The 12,628-nt window shown below is 53.2% G+C and carries 12 protein-coding genes; 2 read left to right on the top strand and 10 right to left on the bottom strand.

Features of this window, described 5'->3' with window-relative positions; genetic code table 11:
* The first annotated feature begins 35 nt into the window (after positions 1 to 35).
* Positions 36 to 191 carry an SPJ_0845 family protein gene (locus tag FC43_RS11250; protein ID WP_164478921.1) on the top strand — a complete coding sequence of 52 codons (156 nt, stop codon included), beginning with the start codon at positions 36 to 38 and terminating at the stop codon, positions 189 to 191.
* 90 nt (positions 192 to 281) lie between these two features.
* On the opposite strand, the gene FC43_RS05820 is transcribed toward FC43_RS11250, so the two are convergent.
* From FC43_RS05820 to rpsO, 8 genes are all read right to left on the bottom strand, one after another.
* A complete protein-coding gene (locus FC43_RS05820) occupies positions 282 to 581 on the bottom strand; it encodes a nucleoside triphosphate pyrophosphohydrolase family protein (protein ID WP_019205873.1) in 300 nt (99 codons plus the stop codon).
* A gap of 2 nt (positions 582 to 583) precedes the next feature.
* Positions 584 to 1,174, bottom strand: coding sequence for a ribosome biogenesis GTP-binding protein YihA/YsxC (gene yihA, locus FC43_RS05815; protein WP_056954856.1), 591 nt, complete (start codon positions 1,172 to 1,174; stop codon positions 584 to 586).
* A 10-nt stretch (positions 1,175 to 1,184) separates the two neighbouring features.
* The gene (gene clpX, locus FC43_RS05810; RefSeq protein ID WP_056954854.1) at positions 1,185 to 2,438 is read right to left on the bottom strand and encodes an ATP-dependent Clp protease ATP-binding subunit ClpX; all 1,254 of its coding nucleotides are present in this window, start codon (positions 2,436 to 2,438) and stop codon (positions 1,185 to 1,187) included.
* A 205-nt stretch (positions 2,439 to 2,643) separates the two neighbouring features.
* Positions 2,644 to 3,945, bottom strand: a complete 1,302-nt coding sequence (gene tig / locus FC43_RS05805) for a trigger factor (protein WP_019205876.1) — start codon at positions 3,943 to 3,945, stop codon at positions 2,644 to 2,646.
* A 196-nt stretch (positions 3,946 to 4,141) separates the two neighbouring features.
* The gene (tuf, locus tag FC43_RS05800; RefSeq protein WP_056954852.1) at positions 4,142 to 5,332 is read right to left on the bottom strand and encodes an elongation factor Tu; all 1,191 of its coding nucleotides are present in this window, start codon (positions 5,330 to 5,332) and stop codon (positions 4,142 to 4,144) included.
* 198 nt (positions 5,333 to 5,530) lie between these two features.
* A complete protein-coding gene (locus FC43_RS05795) occupies positions 5,531 to 6,436 on the bottom strand; it encodes a hypothetical protein (protein WP_056954851.1) in 906 nt (301 codons plus the stop codon).
* Positions 6,437 to 6,506: 70 nt separating this feature from the next.
* Positions 6,507 to 8,264, bottom strand: a complete 1,758-nt coding sequence (locus FC43_RS05790; protein WP_420865133.1) for a ribonuclease J — start codon at positions 8,262 to 8,264, stop codon at positions 6,507 to 6,509.
* A gap of 257 nt (positions 8,265 to 8,521) precedes the next feature.
* Positions 8,522 to 8,791: a 30S ribosomal protein S15 gene (gene rpsO, locus FC43_RS05785; RefSeq protein ID WP_019205880.1), complete on the bottom strand. Its 270-nt coding sequence runs from the start codon at positions 8,789 to 8,791 to the stop codon at positions 8,522 to 8,524.
* 246 nt (positions 8,792 to 9,037) lie between these two features.
* On the opposite strand from rpsO, the gene rpsT reads away from it, so the two are divergent.
* Positions 9,038 to 9,292, top strand: a complete 255-nt coding sequence (gene rpsT, locus FC43_RS05780; protein WP_019205882.1) for a 30S ribosomal protein S20 — start codon at positions 9,038 to 9,040, stop codon at positions 9,290 to 9,292.
* 99 nt (positions 9,293 to 9,391) lie between these two features.
* On the opposite strand, the gene holA is transcribed toward rpsT, so the two are convergent.
* Positions 9,392 to 10,417, bottom strand: coding sequence for a DNA polymerase III subunit delta (gene holA / locus FC43_RS05775; protein WP_056954847.1), 1,026 nt, complete (start codon positions 10,415 to 10,417; stop codon positions 9,392 to 9,394).
* On the bottom strand, positions 10,387 to 12,618 hold the full coding sequence (locus FC43_RS05770; protein ID WP_156648303.1) for a DNA internalization-related competence protein ComEC/Rec2: 2,232 nt from the start codon (positions 12,616 to 12,618) through the stop codon (positions 10,387 to 10,389). Before FC43_RS05770 ends, holA begins: the two co-directional genes overlap by 31 nt.
* Between the last annotated feature and the right edge of the window lie 10 nt (positions 12,619 to 12,628).

The following is a 12,628-nucleotide window of genomic DNA, read 5'->3' as shown; positions in this document are numbered from 1 at the left end:
TCAAAGACAATCAGTACCAACAAAGGAGGAATTACATGGGCTTAGTAACACGCCGACAGGACACTTTGGATCGCTTGTTTGAAAACTTCGCCATCGACCCGAAGCATCCTGATAAAACCGCACCCAAGCAACCAGAACAACCAGCTAAGGACGCTAAAAAAGCAGAACCAGCTGAGCACAAACAAGCTTAACCGACCATGAAAAGGGACTGGGAGAAAACACCGTTTTCTCACCAGTCCCTCTTTATTTTTATCCGCCCCCGTTGGCGTGGACAAACGCCCCTATTTGCGGCGATCAAACCCATGCGGGTAACGCTTGTTTAAGGTGGCAATATTGGCCTGTGCGACTTCATCAAACGGAATGTCGGCCCACTCGGCTACTTGCGAAAGGTACCATAAGACATCCCCCATTTCGTGAATCAGCTGTTGCTTATCGAGGGGCTTACCCTTGAAGGTGTAGCTCTTCACCAAATCGACGACCTGGCCACTTTCCCCCGCCAAGCCCAGGGCACAGTTGGTGAGGACCTGTTCATTGCCGTACAAGGTCCGCTTGGCGGCTTCTTGATACTCATTAAATTCCATTGCTACTTAACCCCCGTTTGTTGACTAATCCAATCCCAAACCTGCTCCTTGCCCAGACGGGTTTGGGCCGAAAAGAGGATCAATGGCGCGCCAGCTTGCATTCCCAAGGCTTGCCGCACCTGCTTTTCAATGCGGTTGTACTGACTGGGCTTGAGCTTGTCAACTTTGGTGGCTACCACCAAAGTGGGGACCTGGTAATAGGTCAGCCACTGGTACATGGCAATGTCGTCATCCGTCGGCACATGCCGCCCGTCGACTAATTCAATGACCCCCTTGAGTTGGTCCCGGTTGGTCAAGTAGTGTTCGATCATCTTCCCAAACTTTTCCCGTTGCTTTTTGGAAACCTTGGCATAACCGTAACCTGGCACGTCGACAAAGTACAAGGCTTCTTCTACGTGGTAGAAGTTCAGGGTTTGGGTCTTGCCGGGTTGACTGGAAGTGTGGGCAAAGTTCTTCCGGTTGATCAAGACATTCGTCAGTGAAGACTTCCCCACGTTGGACCGCCCCACCAGGGCAATTTCCGGCTGTTGGTCGGTGGGGTATTGGTCTTCTTGGACGGCGCTAATGGTAAGTTCGACTTGATTTACGTCCATCCTAATCCCCCTATGATGCTTGTTGATCGTCCATCACGTATTCCGGCGCCGCATGTTCCACCACGCTGGCCTTGGTGATGACCACCTTCTTGACATCTTGACGGCTCGGCAAATCAAACATGACATCACGCATGACGTCTTCAATGATCGACCGCAACCCCCGGGCCCCGGTATTACGGGCAATCGCTAATTTGGCCATTTCTTGCAGGGCTTCCGGGGTAAATTCCAACTGGCTGCCGTCTAAGCGAATCAGTTCTTGGTACTGCTTAACCAACGCATTCTTTGGTTCGGTCAAAATCCGGATCAGGTCGGCTTCATCCAGCTTTTCCAGCGCCGTCATGACGGGCAGCCGGCCAATAAATTCCGGAATCAACCCAAACTTTAACAGGTCCTCTGGAATCACGTGTTGCAAGATGTTTTTGTCCGTAACATCATTGATTTCCCGCGAATCAGTCCCAAAGCCGATCGTCTTATCGCCGAGCCGTTCCTTGACGATACTTTCAATCCCGTCAAAGGCGCCCCCGACAATAAAGAGGATGTTTTTCGTGTCGACTTGGATGAATTCTTGTTGCGGGTGCTTACGGCCGCCCTGCGGTGGCACGTTGGCAACGGTCCCTTCCAAGATCTTCAGCAGGGCTTGTTGGACCCCTTCCCCTGAAACGTCCCGGGTAATGGAGACATTCTCGCTCTTCTTGGCAATCTTATCAATTTCGTCGATGTAAATGATCCCTTTTTCAGCCCGTTCTACATCGTAATCGGCGGCTTGGACCAACTTCAGAATGATGTTTTCCACGTCTTCACCGACGTAGCCGGCTTCCGTTAAGGTCGTTGCATCCGCAATTGCAAAGGGCACATTTAAAATCCGCGCCAGGGATTGGGCTAAGTAGGTCTTCCCGGACCCGGTCGGCCCGATCACCGCGATATTGGATTTTTGCAGTTCCGTATCGTTATTATCCCCAGTCGTCATCGCATTGACCCGCTTGTAGTGGTTGTACACCGCTACGGCCAGGGTCTTCTTGGCATCCTTTTGCCCGATCACGTAATCATCTAATTGCGCCATAATTTCGGCTGGCGTTGGCACTTTGAACGTGCCCGTTTGGCTGGCATCGTCGGCTAGCTCTTGGGCAATAATTTGTTGGCAAAGTTCGACACATTCGTCACAAATGTAGACCCCCGGGCCGGCGACAATTTTTCTGACTTCGTCTTGTGATTTGCCACAAAAGGAGCAATGCACATTTTGTTCCGTGTTTGTATCTTCAAACATTCACTTTTCACCTTCCTAATTCCGCGCCGATCCTCGTAAACTGGCCGGCTTCATCCCGGGCCAATTTCAGGCGCTTGATCATGCCTTCTATCTTAGCAAACCCGTCGTTGAAATACTAATAAAGTGGTTTGCGGCTAACATAGAAAAAAGGCTACGACAAGCAGGCTTGCCGTAACCCTTTTTGTTAATCAGCCCTAACGATTCACTAGTCTTCGTCTGCTGGCAAGTCTTGCTTTGCAGAGTCGGCAATCAGGTCAACTGCCTTCTTGATTTCAACGTCGTGGGCCAACATGTCCTTGGACAAGGCCTTTTCAACCGCATCCTTTTCCATGTTGTATTCTTCAGCCAAGTCACTTAATTCTTGGTCGATTTCTTCGTCCGTCGCCTTCAGGTTGGCATCTTCAACAACGGCTTCCAGTACCAAGTGGGTCTTAACCCGCTTTTCGGCCCCATCTTCAAATTGCTTCTTCAAATCATCTTCGGTCGTGCCCGTGATTTGGAAGTACATTTGTGGGTTGATCCCTTGTTGTTGCATCCCAGCCAGGTATTGTTGCATTTGGTTGTTAACATCACTGTCCAACATTGCTTGTGGAATGTCTTGGATCGTGGCATTGGCAACCGCTGCATCAATTGCTGCGTCTTCGATGGCCGACTTCGCCGCAACTTCCTTTTGTTCTTGCAGTTGCTTCTTAGTCTTTTCCTTCAATTCAGCCAGCGTATCAACGTCTTCATCCACGTCCTTGGCAAATTCATCGTCCATTTCTGGCAATTGCTTTTCCTTGACTTCGTGGATCGTAACGGCAAAGTTTGCTTCCTTGCCCGCTAATTCCTTAGCGTGGTAATCTTCAGGGAAGGTTACCTTCACGTCAACTTCTTCTTCAGCCTTGTGGCCAACCAATTGGTCTTCAAAGCCTGGGATAAAGCTGCCGGAGCCTAATTCCAGGGAGTAGTTGTCAGCGGAACCGCCGTCAAACTTTTCCCCATCGATCGTCCCGACGTAGTCAATTACGACCGTGTCGCCGTTTGCAGCGGCTTCTTCCTTGAGGACCAATTCAGCTTGTTGTTGACGCTTCTTTTCTAATTCGCTGTCAACATCAGCATCGCTAACGGCCGTGTCTTGCTTTGGCACGGACATACCCTTGTATTCACCCAGAGTAACTTCTGGCTTCACGAAGATCGTGGCCGAAATCTTCCATGGTTGACCCTTTTCCATACTGTCAATGCTGATTTCTGGTTGAGCAACGGGTTCGATTTCCGTTTCCTTGATTGCCGCTTCGTAAGCGTCTGGCAAGACGGCGTTCAAAGCATCTTGGTACAGGGCTTCTTCACCGTACATTTGGTTGAAGATCGTCCGTGGCACGTGGCCCTTCCGGAAACCAGGCACCGTAATCCGCTTTTGCGTTTGCTTAAAGGCCTTGTCGATTCCCTTTTGGACCGTTTCAGTATCAATTTCGAACGTTAATGTCCCTTTGCTGGCATCGCTTTCGCGTTCCCATTTTGCTGACATTTCATTTCCTCCAATTACAATTCAGTTTTGGCTGGACTGGCCAACCTTACATACTTATTAAGTTTACCGTAGCTACCTTTAGATTTCAACTATTTCAGTGGGATTCTGCGGAATCCGCGGCGAAAAACAGAAAAAGGACCAGGAACTAAATCCTGATCCTTTTCGCCTTGAAAAAAGGTTGATCAACTAATTTAAATTAGTCCAACACTTCGGATACCACACCGGCACCAACAGTGTGCCCACCTTCACGGATGGTGAACTTCAGACCCTTTTCAATGGCAACTGGCTTTTGCAGGGCAACAGTAAAGGTAACGTTGTCCCCTGGCATAACCATTTCAACACCTTCTGGCAATTCGATCGTCCCAGTAACGTCAGTCGTGTGGAAGTAGAATTGTGGACGGTAGTTGGAGAAGAATGGCGTGTGACGGCCCCCTTCTTCCTTGGTCATAACGTAGACTTCACCCTTGAATTCCTTGTGAGTTTGGATGGAACCTGGGGCAGCCAATACTTGACCACGTTCGATTTGGTCGTGGGCAACACCACGGAGCAGAACCCCAACGTTGTCCCCGGCTTCACCAAGGTCAAGAGTCTTGTGGAACATTTCAACCCCAGTAACAGTGGACTTGAGAACGTCTTCCTTCAGACCAACGATTTCAACTTCGTCACCGACCTTAACAGTCCCACGGTCAATCCGACCAGAAGCAACAGTCCCACGACCAGTGATCGTGAAGACGTCTTCAACTGGCATCATGAATGGCTTGTCAGTAGGACGTTGTGGAGTTGGGATGTATTCGTCAACAACGTCGAGCAAGTGCATAACAACCTTTTCTTGTTCTTCGTCGCCTTCGAGAGCCTTCAAAGCGGACCCACGAATAACCGGAATGTCATCGCCAGGGAAGTCGTATTCGGACAAGAGGTCACGAACTTCCATTTCAACCAGGTCAACCAGTTCGTCATCGTCAACAAGGTCAGTCTTGTTTAAGAAGACAACGATGTATTGAACACCAACCTGACGAGCTAACAGGATGTGTTCACGGGTTTGTGGCATAGGACCGTCAGTTGCGGCAACAACCAGGATAGCACCGTCCATTTGAGCGGCACCAGTGATCATGTTCTTAACGTAGTCCGCGTGCCCTGGGGCGTCGATGTGAGCGTAGTGACGCTTTTCCGTTTCGTATTCAACGTGGGCAGTGTTGATAGTGATACCACGTTCCTTTTCTTCTGGAGCAGCGTCGATGTCAGCGTAGTCAGCTGCGTTGGCAAGGCCCTTTTCGGACAATACCTTCGTGATAGCTGCGGTCAAAGTAGTCTTACCGTGGTCAACGTGGCCGATAGTACCAATGTTAACGTGCGGCTTAGTACGTTCATAATGTTCTTTTTCTGCCATTAATGAAACCCTCCTAGTAAATTACAAGTATCATGCCTGGCCCGCCAATGGCTGACCAGACACACCCTTATATCTTATTGTACTACTTCTGATTGCTAATTCATAGTCCTAAATTAACTGATCAGAATTCTTAACCATAATATCAGTTCACCCTTGATTTGTAAACGGATTTGCCCAACTTTTTCGCGTGGAAAGCATTTAGAGACCCAACTGCGCCAATTGGGCATTTAACCGCCGCTGCCAGCGCCTAATCGTCTGCTCAGTTGGTGTCGCGGCCGGGCCTTGATGTGGCTGGCTCATTTCATCAATCCAGCGGCCGGGATCAATCATCGCCTTATCCACAAAGGGGTACAACAAGGCCAGGTGCAAGTTGAAGGTTTGCAGCCGGGCCTGGTAAGTCAACGGATCCGAATTGGCAAAGCGCTTGGCCAATTCAGCGTAGCCAGCCTGGACGACCGGCATTGCTTCCAAAGGCAAACACGCGGCGGGGGTAAAGGGGTATTCGTGGTCGTCGAGCCATAGCATGGTCAGTTCTTGGTCGACTTTTAATTGCACCAGGCTTTGCACCACGGTACTCTTCACCAGGGGTTTGACAAAGGGATCGCGCAAAACAAAGCGGCTGCCCTGAATAAATTCGGCCAGCGGCAACCGCAAAGCTTCAGCAAAGCGGCGCTGTTGGGCCAGCAAGCCACCATCCCCCAGGTGATAAAAATGCTGCAGGCGCGTGTGCAAGGTTTGCGGCGCCTGGGCTTTGAGCGTGGCCTCGGCATCCGCAATCTGGGCTTGGGCCGCCCCTTGCCGCGGGGCGGGCAGTTGCCAGGCTAATTGGCGGGCCCTGATAAAGCCATGGTTGGCCAGTTCGATCGTCAGCAATTGTTCCTGCAAATCAGCCGAGGCCAAATAGGCGGCGCGCTGCTCGTTGGCAATTGTCAGGGCCGTGCCATACTGTTCCACGGCCAGCAGCGCCCGGGTCAGTTCCCGGTTGACCGCAAAGTCATCCGTTTGTTCATACAAAGTTTGCAGTTCTTGAACCGCCGCCTGGTTGGCACCTTGGGCCAATAAGCGGCCGGCATGGTGTAATTGGTCGAGTTGGGTTGGCGTCATGCTCATTCCTCCATTGAATAAAGAGGCCGGAAAATTTTTCCGGCCTCTTTTGACGTTCAAACGTAATCAGTTAGTTTTTGGTTACCTTGGCATTCGTGGCTTTCGCCCGCTTCTTGCCCCGGCCCCGGGAAGGCCGGTTGCTTTGCCGCTTGGCTTTGCCACCTTCCTTGGGCTTGGCTGGGGCTGGCGTTGCCTTTGATTTATTCTTGCGCTTGGGGTGTTGATTAATTTCCATAATCACCGGCAAAATGACCGGGTGGCGCTTGGTTTGGTTAAATAAGAAGCGGTTTAATTTGTCACGCACGTTTTGCTTTAAGTGGCTCCAGTCGAATTCCTTTTGGTCCAGGTCTTCTTGGATCACTTCTTCCACTAATTCGGCACTTTGCTTCATTAACTGCCGGTTAGTCTTGACAAAGACAAAGCCCCGGGACGTAATTTGCGGCTTGGTGACGATCTTTTTCTTCTTGCGGTCAATCGTGGCCACCACAACAAAGATCCCGTCTTCTGATAAGACCCGCCGGTCCCGCAAGACGATATTGCCAATGTCGCCAACGCCAATCCCGTCAATCATCGTATTACCGACTTCTACCCGGTCACCTAAGTGGAAGCGGCCGTCTTGGTAGGTTAAGACGTCCCCCTTGCTGGTCAAGAAGATGTTTTCCGCTGGAATCCCCACTTCTTCGGCTAAAATCGCGTGTTGATCCAACAAACGGTATTCCCCCTGGATCGGCATGAAGAAGGTTGGCTGCATGAAGTTGAGCATCAGCTGCTCGTCATTTTGGTTCCCGTGACCGGAAGGATTTAAATCCTCAGCGATAAACTTCACCTCGGCCCCCGTCCGGTACAGCATATCGGTCACCTTTTGGACCACGGCTTCCATTGCATATGAGGGGGTCGTCGCCACAAAGACCAAATCGCCTTCCCCGAGGGTCACTTCCGGATCGTCACCATTGGCGATTTCTTGCAGGGCCTTGATCGGCGCCCCCATCTTGCCCGTTTCTAAGATCACAACTTCTTCTGGTGCCAAATCGGCGGTGTCCGCCATCGTCACCAGCAAGCTCGGATCAAAGTGCAGTTTACCCAGGTTCATCGCCGTGCTGACGATTTGTTCTAAATCTTGGCCCCCGGATAAGACGACCTTGCGGCCACTGGCAGCCGCGGCATCAAAAATCTGTTGGACCCGCATGATGTTGGAGGCCACACTGCCGACCACAATCCGGCCGTTATGATTTTCAAAGACATCCAAAATGTAGGCCGCGATGTCTTTTTCCCGGGTCGAGGCTGCCGTTAACGCCGCCCCGGCCGAATCACTCAATAGCAATAAGACCCCGGCTTGGCCGACTTGGGCCAGCTTAGCCAGGTCAGTCCGGTAGCCATCACGGGCGGTTTGGTCAAACTTAAAGTCCCCGGTGTAGACGATCGCCCCTTCATCGGTGTGCAAGACGATCCCCAGCGTGTTGGGCAGGGTGTGGGTCGTCGCAAAGAAGCTGACCGTCACATTTTGAAAGTCAATTTCCGTGGCGGGGTCAACTTCATGGAAGTCATTGAACTTCTTGACCTGCTTGTGCTGCTTCACGGCCAGCTTGGCCAATTCAATCGTCAAGCGGCTCCCAAAGACCGGCACCTGGAAGTCCATCAAAAAGTACGGCAAGGCCCCAATCGCGTCGGCGTGACCGTGGGTTAAAAAGACCCCGGCAATCTTGTCGGCGTGTTCTTTTAAGTAGGCCCAGTCGGGAATCACCACGTCGATGCCCATCAATTCATTTTCGGGGTACTTCAGGCCGCAGTCCAAAATAAAAATCTGGTCGTTCACTTCCACGGCATACATGTTCTTACCGTTTTCGCGCACGCCCCCAAAGGGAATTACATTGATTTTTGTCACAAATCTGTCTCCTTTTACCTTTAATTCAACTGTTAATTGGCAACTGGGTAATGGTTGGGTCCCGTTGTCATTATTTTTCCAGAGTTATGATATTCCTATCTTACCACACCCCAGCCGCGCAATTCAAAAGCTCGCCCCGCCTTTTTGACCAGCGTATAAAAAAAGACCCCAGCCAGCGCTGAGGTCGAAAGGATTTAAGCTGATTACCGCCGCAAACCAAGGCTCTTGATCAGTTCCCGGTAAGCAGGCAGGTCCGTCCGCCGGAGGTAAGCCAACAGGTTCCGCCGGTGACCGATCTTCTTCATCAAACCACGTTGGGAGTGGTAGTCGTGCTTGTGCGTGCGGATGTGTTCGTTCAATTCGTTAATGTCCGCCGTCAAAACTGCCACTTGCACTTGCGTGGAACCAGTGTCCCCTTCGTGCGTTGCATATTGCTTGATGATTTCGTTCTTCTTTTCCTTTGAAATAGCCATAACTATTTTCCCACCTTTCAATTTTTAACCCCCGCTGCTAAGTAAGACGTCGGTGAGGATCGTCAAACTGAGGAGCGGGCTGATCGCTTTTGCGACCCTAGCTAATATACTAAACTTCCCTGGCAATTGCAAGTTTTCTTTTTCCATTCGGGAATCCCTATTGCATTGCATGGCATGATTCGGTATAATGACAAATGTTGAAAATTCTGGTCAACCGATACCAAGAGGTACGGAGGTGAAATTGAAATGCCAATTATTAAGTCAGCAATCGAACGCGTCCGCGTTAACGAAAAGGCAGCAGCACGCAACGCTTCCCAAATGAGCGCTATGCGGACTGCCATCAAGAAGTTTGACAAGGCAAAGTTAGCCGGTGCAGACAACGTTGAAGATCTGTACAAGCAAGCAATCTCTGCCATTGACCGCGCCCACTCCAAGGGCTTGATCAAGGCTAACAAGGCTGCCCGTGACAAGTCACGTCTGGCTGCCCGCCTTGCAAAGTAATGAAATAAGAGCGTCGGGAATTCACCCGGCGTTTTTTATTACCTAATAACAAGCGCGCTGAGCGAGGAATTCCTCACCCAGCGCGCTTGTTTAGTTTAATTAACTAACCTTTTGGCTGTATTGTAATAAGAACAATTGAAAGAGCAATTCCGGCGTCCGGTTGGTCGTCTTGAGCGCTTTTTCAATCCGGACCAAACCGAGATAAGCTTGGCTCAAGGCCGGTAAGGTAAAGCGCTGGACCGTTTGGGCGGCCAATTTGACCCGGTACGGGTGGACCTTGAGTTGCTTAGCCAGGGTCGCCTGACTCAGCCCACGGGCCGTCAAAATTTTCACCTGCAATAACAAGCGGAACTGACTGACCAGGACCGCGTTGATCTGCAGGGGCTGTTGTTGGGCGGCCAATAATTCCCGGTATAAGCCCAGCGCCTGCTCTTGGTGCCGCTGCAAGACCGCCGTCACCAGATCAAAGACGTTTTCATCCAACGATTGCGCCACCAGCCCTTGCACGCTGGCCGCATCGATTTCCTTGCTCTGGTAAGCCAAGAGTTGCAACTGCGGTAAATGAGCCATCATCAGACCATAATCGGCGTTCGTGCGCCGCACCAGTTCATCCAAGGCTCCGCGGCCAAAGTGAAAGCCGGCTTGCTGCACCCGGGCCTGGATCAACCGCCGGGCGTCTTGTTCACTCAACGGCGCGGCACTGACCTGCACGGCCTGCTTTTTTAGCGCCTTGACGACGGCCTTGCGCCCATCGAGCTTTTCATAGGGCGCTAAAATCACCAGCACCGTCGATGGTTGCGGGGCCTTCAGGTAGTTTAACAGCAAATCCGGATCCTGCTTGACCTTCCCCCGGCCGCCATTTCCGGTTAAAAAGGCCGGCTTGTTTAACAAGACTAACCGCCGTTCCCCAAAAAAGGGCGCCGACTGGGCATCGTCCAAAGCCGTCGCCAAATCCGTCTCTTCCAAATCATAACTGCCGACGTTCATGACCCGCTCTTCTTCTGGCACTAGGGCCAAAAAAGCAGCCCGGGCTTGATCCAATAAGACCTGCTGGGTCCCTAAGACCAGGTATAGCGGGGCAGGGTGGGCATTTTTTAATTGCGTGCGTAAGGTGGCAACATCCACGTCAGTTCACTCCCTTTCAATTTCGTCGTCCACTTGCCGTGGTTTCCCCAGTAGCGATAGGTAATCATCCCCCGCTGTTGGGTGGACCAAAAGGGGATGTGCTGGCGCTTTAAGGTCTGGATGGTGGATTGGTGGGGATGCCCGTAGCGATTCTTGCGGCCCGCGGAAATAATCGCCAGCCGCGGGCGCAACTGGCGCAAGACCGCGGGATCACTCGCCGTTTGGCTGCCGTGGTGCCCCAATTTTAGGACCTCCACTTGCAGCTGGGGATAACGGTGAAGGACGGCCCGCTCCCCGGCCCGGTCTAAATCACCGGTAAACAAGAAGCGTTGGCCGCCAAATTTCCCCCACAAGACCATTGAATCTTCATTCTTCCCCTGCCCGGGGCCAAAGGGGTGCAGGACCGCCAGGGGCAAGCCCACGGGCTGGGAGCGATCCGTGACCGGAACCACCGGGACTTGGGCGGGAAGTTGCCGGGTCAGCTTCGGCAGTTTTTCCATCCCCTGGGGTACCAGGATCGCCTTGACTTGCAGCTGTTGGACGACCGTGGTTAAGTAACCGATGTGATCAGCATCACGGTGGCTGAGGCACAAATAGTCCAGCCGGTGAATCCCGTGGCTCTTCAGATAGTTGACGCTGGTCGTCAGGGCCCGGTCCCGCTGGGCCGGTTGGCGCTTTGCCCAGCCGGGTGGGCGAAACTGCAGCTGGCCGCCGGTGTCAATCATGATCACCTGGCGGTTCAACGGGGTGCGAATCAGGGCACAGTCCCCCTGCCCGATGTCGACAAAGGTGACCTCGCCGCTAAGCGGACAGTGAATCACCCCAAAGCACAGCAGGTAGGCCCCCATCAACCACGGCCAGCGGCGGCGAAAACGGACTTCCTCCTCGACCAAAAGCAAGGTGACCAGCAGTAAGCCGACGACCACCACCGCAGCCGGTTTACCGAAGTAACAGTTGCCCGGCAGCGCCGCGAGACCCGTCAAAGCAGCTTGCAACCCCTGCAAGCCAGCGTTTGCCAGGCTTACCACCCCACTAAAGCCCGGCCCCAGCAGGGCAATGACCAAGAGGCCCGGTAAGACCACACTGGCAAACAAGGGCACCAGTAGCCAGTTGGCCAGCAGGCTCAAAAAGTGGAATTGGTAGGCCGCATATAATAAGGGCGGCAGGCCGATTAACTGGATCGCCACCAAGCGGCGCCAGGCCGCCTGAAACTGGCAGCGACTGATTCCCCAGGCCAGCAAGTACGACAGCTGACCGCCCAGCGACAGCAGCACCCCGGGCTGCAAGAGCGAGTGGAGAATCAAACTCACCTGCCAACTGACCCGACTGGAGCAACCGGCCTGCCGAGCCAGTAATTGGAATTCTAACATCAAAATCGCCCGGGTCAGGCTGGTAGCACCCCCGCCCAGCACCCACAAGAGGGGCAGGGCAATAATTTCCAGCCAGGTGGTAGTCTCTCTGGTCACATGCAAGGCCAAAAGTCCCCCACGCAGCAAGGCTACAAAGACAAAGGCGTGCAACCCCGACAAACAAAAGAGGTGAATCACCCCGAGGGTCTGGGCCGCCGTAATGGTGGGACCCAAGGCCGGATCATTTTGGCCTAACAACAAGCGCTGACAATAGCTGGCCAGGGGCTGGGGAAAGCGCGCCAAGCGATGCGTCAGCCGGGCGCGCCAGCCGTGAATGACCGCCCAGGGGCTAGCCGGGGCCAGCGGGGTCAACGCCCCGCGACCGCGCACCTGGTTGGCCACCCCCTGGGCGTTTTCATATTTTTGATAATCGAATTGGTTGACGTTGGTGGCGGGCAACAGGGGCCCCTTTTGTCCGGTGACCGTAGCGACCACCGGCGTCGTCAACTGCTTGATTTGCTTGACTTGGGCCGGTGAGGTCAACTGCAGACTGACCCGCACTGGCTCTTTGCCCAGCCGTCCGGTTGCTAAGGCCAGTTGGCCATTGACCTGCCACGCGTCCGGCTGGACCACGACTTGGTAGGTCCCCATCCGGGCCGCCGGCAGGGTCCGCTGCTGAATGACGGTCTGATGCAGCAGGCAACGCCCCACCATCGCCAGGGCCAGCAGCCCCACCCACCGCCGGCCGCGGGGGCAGTGCCAAGTCGTCAATCGCCAAGCTAAGTAGGCCAGCGCCACCCCGGCCCAGAGCTGGTGCCCCAACAGCAAGGCGGCCACCAAGGCGACCGCCACCGCCGCAAAG

Origin of the sequence: Limosilactobacillus ingluviei DSM 15946 (genome assembly GCF_001435775.1) — a bacterium.
GTDB lineage: Bacteria > Bacillota > Bacilli > Lactobacillales > Lactobacillaceae > Limosilactobacillus > Limosilactobacillus ingluviei.
Note: the sequence above shows the minus strand (reverse complement) of the source record. Positions and strands in the feature narration are given on the sequence as shown.

What these genes read in the sequence shown, in the direction of transcription:
- FC43_RS11250 (WP_164478921.1), top strand. Translation starts at nt 36, where the DNA reads ATGGGCTTAGTAACACGCCGACAGGACACTTTGGATCGCTTGTTTGAA.
- FC43_RS05820 (WP_019205873.1), bottom strand. Translation starts at nt 581, where the DNA reads ATGGAATTTAATGAGTATCAAGAAGCCGCCAAGCGGACCTTGTACGGC.
- yihA (WP_056954856.1), bottom strand. Translation starts at nt 1,174, where the DNA reads ATGGACGTAAATCAAGTCGAACTTACCATTAGCGCCGTCCAAGAAGAC.
- clpX (WP_056954854.1), bottom strand. Translation starts at nt 2,438, where the DNA reads ATGTTTGAAGATACAAACACGGAACAAAATGTGCATTGCTCCTTTTGT.
- tig (WP_019205876.1), bottom strand. Translation starts at nt 3,945, where the DNA reads ATGTCAGCAAAATGGGAACGCGAAAGCGATGCCAGCAAAGGGACATTA.
- tuf (WP_056954852.1), bottom strand. Translation starts at nt 5,332, where the DNA reads ATGGCAGAAAAAGAACATTATGAACGTACTAAGCCGCACGTTAACATT.
- FC43_RS05795 (WP_056954851.1), bottom strand. Translation starts at nt 6,436, where the DNA reads ATGACGCCAACCCAACTCGACCAATTACACCATGCCGGCCGCTTATTG.
- FC43_RS05790 (WP_420865133.1), bottom strand. Translation starts at nt 8,264, where the DNA reads ATGTATGCCGTGGAAGTGAACGACCAGATTTTTATTTTGGACTGCGGC.
- rpsO (WP_019205880.1), bottom strand. Translation starts at nt 8,791, where the DNA reads ATGGCTATTTCAAAGGAAAAGAAGAACGAAATCATCAAGCAATATGCA.
- rpsT (WP_019205882.1), top strand. Translation starts at nt 9,038, where the DNA reads ATGCCAATTATTAAGTCAGCAATCGAACGCGTCCGCGTTAACGAAAAG.